Origin of the sequence: Acinetobacter sp. UBA5934, assembly GCF_002430855.1 — a bacterium.
Classification (GTDB): Bacteria; Pseudomonadota; Gammaproteobacteria; order Pseudomonadales; family Moraxellaceae; genus Acinetobacter.
In genome coordinates, this window is the sequence record NZ_DJDC01000080.1 from 1 (window position 1) to 6451 (window position 6451).

Consider the following 6451-nt stretch of genomic DNA (forward strand, 5'->3'; position numbering starts at 1 on the left):
TTCACGGCTACGGGTATTGTCAATTTCTACGCCACTTTCGATCGCGACAGAAAAATGAAGCTCGACTTTAGAGCCGTCTTCAACACGAGTTTCCTCGTTAGGATTAATAAAATCAGTCATGTTGCGCCTGTGCACGTTGAATTCGGTGTTTTTCCAGGAAAAACGTATCAATCAGCAGCAGAATCGTACCTAAAGTAATGGCACTATCCGCAATATTAAAAGCAGGGAAGTGGCTGTTCTGATAATAGACATGAATAAAGTCGACCACATAACCTAAAGAAATGCGGTCAATCAGGTTACCAATAGCACCACCCAGAATCAGGGCAACTGCTAGTGGCAAGACTTTCATGCTCTTTGGCATACGCATCAGCCAGAACACGAAAACCACAGACACTAAACCTGCAAGAGAGGTAAAGAAATAGCGTTGCCAGCCACCAGCATCGGACAAGAAACTAAAGGCAGCGCCATAGTTATGTAATAGTGTCCAATTTAAAAAGGGCAGGACGGGCACCGGATCTGCATATTCCAGATGTGTTACCGCAATCCATTTGGTCCATTGATCCAGAATAATCGCCACAATGGATAATCCCACCCACATTAAATTGTGTGGGTAGAATTGAAATAAGCCCTTTTTGTTGTGCGGATTAGGCATACTTTCTCTCTTCGCCTTGACCTGTAGGAAGGTTAATAATACAACGAGAACAAAGGCCTGGATGTTCATGATGTGTATTTACATCAGGCAGTACATGCCAGCAGCGTGCGCATTTCTCGCCGTCTGCTGCAGATACTTTGACACGTAAACCTTCAAGCTCTGTAGCTTCACCTTGAGCTTCATCAAATGCATTTACAGTCACTTGAGAGGTGATCAGAACAAAACGAAGTTCATCACTTAACTGATCAAGCACTGTTTTCAATTCAGCATTGGCCCAAAGTTCAACTTTGGCAGACAGGTTAGAACCAATCAGTTTGGCATTACGCGCTGCTTCAATTTGCTTGTTCACCGCAGATTTAACCGCGATCAGGGTTTGCCAGTCGGCTTCAGAAACCAGGTTGGCAGTTGATGCAACAGGAATGTCATACCATTCGGCAGTGAATACGTACTTCTCGCTTTGACCCGGAATTAAAGGCCAAGCTTCTTGTGCAGTAAAGCTCAAGATCGGTGCCATCCAGCGTACAAAGGCCTGTACCAGATGATACAGCGCAGTTTGTGCAGAATGACGTGCCTGTGAATCTGCTTTGGTGGTGTATTGACGGTCTTTGATGATGTCGAGGTAGAAACCACCCAAGTCGTTAATACAGAAGTTGGTCAAGGCATTGGTCACGATATGGAAGTTCATATCTTCATAAGCTTGCTGAATGGTTTTTTGAACGTCAGCTGCACGTTGCAAGATGTATTGATCCAGTGCAATCAACTGATCAACAGGCAAGGCATCTGTAGCCGGCTGGAAACCATTCAGGTTCGCCAGTAAGAAACGCAAGGTGTTACGGATACGACGGTAACCATCTGATGCACGGCTAAAGATTTCTTTACCCGCCGTCATTTCATAACGGTAGTCCGCAGAAGCAATCCAGAAACGCAAACCATCCGCACCCATATCTTTAATGATGTCTTGCGGGGTGATCACGTTGCCAATCGATTTCGACATTTTGCGGCCTTTCTCATCGACCACGAAACCGTGAGTCAACAAACCTTTGTAAGGCGCGCGTTCGTTAATCGCAATTGAAGTCAACAATGAAGACTGGAACCAGCCACGGTGCTGGTCTGAACCTTCAAGATAAAGATCGGCTGGATCAGTCAGCTCTTCACGTTCACGTAGAACTGCATAATGAGTTGTACCTGAGTCGAACCAAACATCCAGGGTATCGCGTACTGCGTTGTACTGCTCAGCATCGGCACCGATAAATTCAGCCGCATCACGGTTGTACCAGCCATCAATACCTTCCTGCTCAATCAGTTTAGCAACTTCTTCAATCAGTTCAGGGGTACGTGGATGCAGTTCATTGGTGTCTTTGTGCACGAAGAATGGGATTGGCACACCCCAGGTACGTTGACGCGAGATACACCAGTCCGGACGGCCTTCAATCATCGCCTGAATACGGTTTTTACCCCAATCCGGCACGAAGCTAATGTCATTTTCAATCGCGTTCAAAGCGCCTTGACGTAAGCCTTTGGCATCCATGCTGATGAACCATTGCGGTGTAGCACGGAAGATAATTGGGGTTTTATGACGCCAGCAGTGTGGGTAGCTGTGCTTGATTGGGTGATGTGCCCAAAGTTTGCCCGCTTCACTTAAAGCTTCAATAATCTTTGGATTGGCTTTATAGATATGCTCACCGGCAAAAATAGGTGAAGTTGGCAGGTAAACACCGTTGCCGCCGACTGGATTGTCCACTTTCAGGTTGTACTGCAAGCCAACTTTATAATCGTCCACACCATGGCCAGGTGCGGTATGTACAGCACCAGTACCACTGGTCGCAATCACGTGTTCACCTAAAATAACTGGCACTTGGCGATCTGTAATTAAAGGATGTTGCAGCACCAGATTTTCAAGTTTACTACCTGCAAAATCAGCAATCACTTCAACGGTGGTAAAGCCGTAACGTTCAGTTGCAGATTCAACCAGGTCTTTAGCCAGGATAAAGTTTTGATCTGCTTTTTCTTCACCGCGAGCTTTGACCAACTGGTATTCAATTTCAGCGTGCAGGGCAACAGCCTGGTTGGCAGGCAGTGTCCAAGGGGTTGTAGTCCAGATCACGATATCGGTGCGATCAGTAACTTCAACACCTAAACGTGCAGACAGGTTTGCCAAATCAACTACCGTGAAACCGACATCAATCGCGTCTGATTTCTTATCTTCATATTCAACTTCAGCTTCAGCGAGTGATGAACCACAGTCCAGACACCAGTTCACTGGTTTCAGACCCGGTTCAATATGACCCGCTTTGGCAATGGCACCCAGTGAACGAACGATGTCCGCTTCCTGTTTGAAGTTCATGGTTAAATATGGATTGTCCCAATCACCAAACACGCCCATACGCACAAAGTCTTTTTTCTGTAATTCAACTTGCGTGTAGGCATATTCACGGCAGTGCTTACGGAAAGTTGCCGCATCCACTTTAACGCCGACTTTACCGACTTTTTCTTCGACTTTCAGTTCGATTGGCAGACCATGACAGTCCCAACCTGGCACATAAGGAGCATCAAAGCCATCCATGACGCGGCTTTTGATGATGATGTCTTTCAGCACTTTATTGACCGCATGACCTAAATGGATTTGACCATTGGCATAAGGAGGGCCATCATGAAGCACATATTTTTTCTTGCCAATACGCGACGCACGAATCTGCTGATAAATGTTGTCGGCATACCACTCTTCTAACCATTTTGCTTCACGTACTGCGAGATTTGCTTTCATTGCAAATTCAGTACCTGGGAGGTTTAGCGTGGCTTTATAATCCACTGCATTTTCAGGAGTTTGCTTATCGCTCATGCAAGTTGTCTTCCAATTTAATCAGTCTTAGGCTGACGCGTTTTACAATAAAAAATTTGGGATTTAAAAGGGAAAATGAGGTGTGTTTTGTCGAAACTCAAGTAGCTTCTCAACATCATCATCAATTCCCGCCTTCAATGCTTCAAGCGAAGGGTAGTCCTTTTCACCATGTAAATAGTTCAAGAATGTCACCCGCATTAACAGGCCATACAGATTAGCAGAAACATCAGGAAAATGTACTTCTAATCGCCATTCCGGATGGACTTGTTTGATGGCCGGTCGTGTTCCTACATGTCCTGCGCCAAACAGGGCAGTCGGTTCATAGCCTGCAATGCCTGGTTTTTCAGGATGGTCGGCTTTCACTTTATCTTTTAACGATTCGGTTTCACACACCACTTCTACGCCGTAAATGCCTTTTAAGCACGGTTTATGGCGGTTTAAGGCGACATTAATGGTAGGAAAATCGATGGTACGACCAATTTGATCGCCATATTGTACCCGACCGGTAATGCTATAAGGACGACCGAGTAATTTGGCAGCAAGAGCTAAATCGCCGGCTTGCAAGGTTTGGCGGATTCGGGTCGAGCTGACACGTTCGCCATTCAGTGCAACCGTTGTTAGGTTGGTAACCTGAAAACCATAGGCTTTTAAAAATTCACTATTGCCTTGACGGTTTTTGCCAAAGTGAAAGTCATCTCCCAATACCAGGCTGTGGGCATTCAATTTAAGTTTTAATAGTTCAGCAAAGGCTTCAGCATTTAAGCTACGGAAATAATTATCAAATTTTGCAACGGCAATGTAGTCGACACCGAGTTCGGTCAGATATTCCACTTTTTCACGCAGGGAAGTAATCCGTGGCGGAGCCTCATAACCTTTGAAGAATTCCAAAGGCTGTGGCTCAAAAATCATCACCAATGTTTTTAAATTTTCTGTGGCTGCCAGTTGTTTTAACTGGCTAATCATCGCCTGATGGCCCAAATGTACACCATCAAAATTACCAATGGTTACGGCAGTTTTTGGCAATTGAAAATTAGGCGCTAAAGCATTCAGGCGGAGCAGCTTCATGGGCGAATCAATAAATGAAAAATTATCAGGGCTATATATTGCCATAATCTTAGGCGTTCGTCTTGTTGTTGTGTTTTCATACAAAAAAATTATCCAAACTCTCCTAAAAAATAGCGAGATAGACAGATGCCAATGTACAGGGTGAATGGATTTGAGCCAGTTCTACGCCTGTTTAAAGCAAGATCAGGTCGATCAAGTAATCATGTGAATCGGGATGTATCACATGGGAAAGGCAGGATGCTACTCACAATGTTTAAGTTTGCACTCATGCATTAATTCTTTTCTAATGGGCACAATTTTCAATTTGCATGTAAATAAGGTGTTGTTATGTCTGATCTGGCTTTAATTATGGCATTGCCGAGTGAATCTAAAGGTTTATTTGAGCAGGCAGGCATCGAAGTCCATTACAGTGGTATCGGTAAAGTCAATGCAGCCTTTAAAGCCTTTGAAGTGATTCAAAAAACGGGTTGCACGACCTTATTGAACTTGGGTACTGCAGGAAGTTCACATTTTGATGCCCATGCACTGGTGGAGGTGAGCACCTTTGTACAGCGTGATATGGATGTATCTGCACTTGGTTTTGCCGTCGGAGTTACACCTATGGATGACGATCATCCTGCAGAAATTCATTTAGAACGCTTCTTCTATGATTTACCCCAAGGCATCTGTGGAACAGGGGACAGCTTTGAAACAGGCTTACCCAAAGTACCGTGTAATCTGGTTGATATGGAAGGCTATGCCATGGCCAAGGTCTGTAAAAAACTGGGGGTCAGATTTATTTCAGTGAAATATATTACCGATGGTGCCAATGACACGGCACATCTGGATTGGGAGGAAAATTTATTATTAGGTGCCCAGAAATTATCAAAATTATACCAAACGATAAAATAAAGCGCTTGGGAGTGGCAATTCGGCGACCATAGAAGGCTATGGTCGTAGGCCAAAATTGTCATGCACGACAATTCAAGTTTTATGGACGAGGAATTACACCATATAGCATCATGTGTACTGTATGTTGAATACAACGTTGTTGCATGCTGCGGTTACGTAAGGTTTTCCCTGTCACCATTTCCATTTGAGTGGCAAAATCTGCATAGTTTTGCGTTACTGCCCAAATATTTAAAATGAGCAGTTCAGGGTCGATTTCTTTAGAAATTTTACCTTGCTCCTGCCACATGCTAATCACTTTAGCCTTGCGCTTGACCAGTTTCTTTAAAGGACCTTTTAAAATTGGCAAAATATGCGGTGCACCTTGAATTACTTCCAAAGCAAACAGTCGTGATGCTTTCGGTTGCGTGCGCGAAACTTCAATTTTTTGCAATAAATAATTGGTGATGGCTTCTTCAGGCTCTAGCTCTGTTTCCAGCATTTGCAGTGGTGCAAGCCATTTTTGTAAAACAGTAGTTAGCACTTCTACATAGAGTGCTTCTTTATTTTCATAATAATAGAAAATATTCGATTTATGCATTTCGGCAATTTGGGCAATCTCGTCTAAGCTCGCCCCATTAAAACCGTAAAGGGAAAACACATCGAGCGCTGCACTCAGCAATTGATGTCTTTTTTGTGTACTCTTTTTTTGTTCCATTAGCAAATTTAAGAAATTAAAGTGGAAACACAAATTGTACGGCAAATCGTCAGATTTGTGCATAAGCAAAAGTTTTAATTTTATGAATAATGACGATTTATTTTGTAGATGAGCTATGAAATTGCGATAAATTCAATAAAAGTAAAAAGTTGAAGGAAAAAGATGGCTGTTTACTAGGCTCTGTATATTTTCAAGTGTTTCAATAAGATTAAAAATGAAAATATTTATGCCCGTCAGTGAGTGTAATAAGGCAGGAAAATCCATCATTAAATAAAATTAAAGAATCTATTAACCTTTGCTGTACATCATT

Annotated in this window: 5 protein-coding genes and 1 pseudogene; 1 reads left to right on the forward strand and 5 read right to left on the reverse strand. The window is 43.3% G+C overall.

Features of this window, described 5'->3' with window-relative positions:
• The 4 genes and pseudogenes from B2Y23_RS05755 to ribF form a co-directional block, all read right to left on the reverse strand.
• Positions 1-120, reverse strand: a pseudogene (locus tag B2Y23_RS05755) (peptidylprolyl isomerase); the annotation flags it as partial.
• Positions 113-652, reverse strand: a complete 540-nt coding sequence (gene lspA, locus B2Y23_RS05760; protein ID WP_291369561.1) for a signal peptidase II — start codon at positions 650-652, stop codon at positions 113-115. The gene lspA and the pseudogene B2Y23_RS05755, both read right to left, overlap by 8 nt.
• Positions 645-3491 (reverse strand): isoleucine--tRNA ligase, encoded by a 2847-nt coding sequence (gene ileS, locus B2Y23_RS05765; RefSeq protein WP_291354247.1) that lies wholly within the window; start codon positions 3489-3491, stop codon positions 645-647. Before ileS ends, lspA begins: the two co-directional genes overlap by 8 nt.
• A gap of 63 nt (positions 3492-3554) precedes the next feature.
• Entirely contained in the window at positions 3555-4556 is a 1002-nt protein-coding gene (gene ribF, locus B2Y23_RS05770; protein WP_291354246.1) for a riboflavin biosynthesis protein RibF, read from the reverse strand.
• Between the two features lie 327 nt (positions 4557-4883).
• Between ribF and B2Y23_RS05775 the strand changes: the two genes are divergently transcribed.
• Positions 4884-5447, forward strand: coding sequence for a 5'-nucleosidase (locus tag B2Y23_RS05775; RefSeq protein ID WP_291354245.1), 564 nt, complete (start codon positions 4884-4886; stop codon positions 5445-5447).
• A gap of 79 nt (positions 5448-5526) precedes the next feature.
• Here the strand turns inward: B2Y23_RS05775 and B2Y23_RS05780 are convergent, their stop codons facing one another.
• Complete coding sequence (locus B2Y23_RS05780) at positions 5527-6141, reverse strand: TetR/AcrR family transcriptional regulator (protein ID WP_291354244.1); 615 nt, start codon at positions 6139-6141, stop codon at positions 5527-5529.
• Positions 6142-6451: the final 310 nt, after the last annotated feature.

What these genes read in the sequence shown, in the direction of transcription:
- lspA (WP_291369561.1), bottom strand. Translation starts at nt 652, where the DNA reads ATGCCTAATCCGCACAACAAAAAGGGCTTATTTCAATTCTACCCACAC.
- ileS (WP_291354247.1), bottom strand. Translation starts at nt 3,491, where the DNA reads ATGAGCGATAAGCAAACTCCTGAAAATGCAGTGGATTATAAAGCCACG.
- ribF (WP_291354246.1), bottom strand. Translation starts at nt 4,556, where the DNA reads ATGAAGCTGCTCCGCCTGAATGCTTTAGCGCCTAATTTTCAATTGCCA.
- B2Y23_RS05775 (WP_291354245.1), top strand. Translation starts at nt 4,884, where the DNA reads ATGTCTGATCTGGCTTTAATTATGGCATTGCCGAGTGAATCTAAAGGT.
- B2Y23_RS05780 (WP_291354244.1), bottom strand. Translation starts at nt 6,141, where the DNA reads ATGGAACAAAAAAAGAGTACACAAAAAAGACATCAATTGCTGAGTGCA.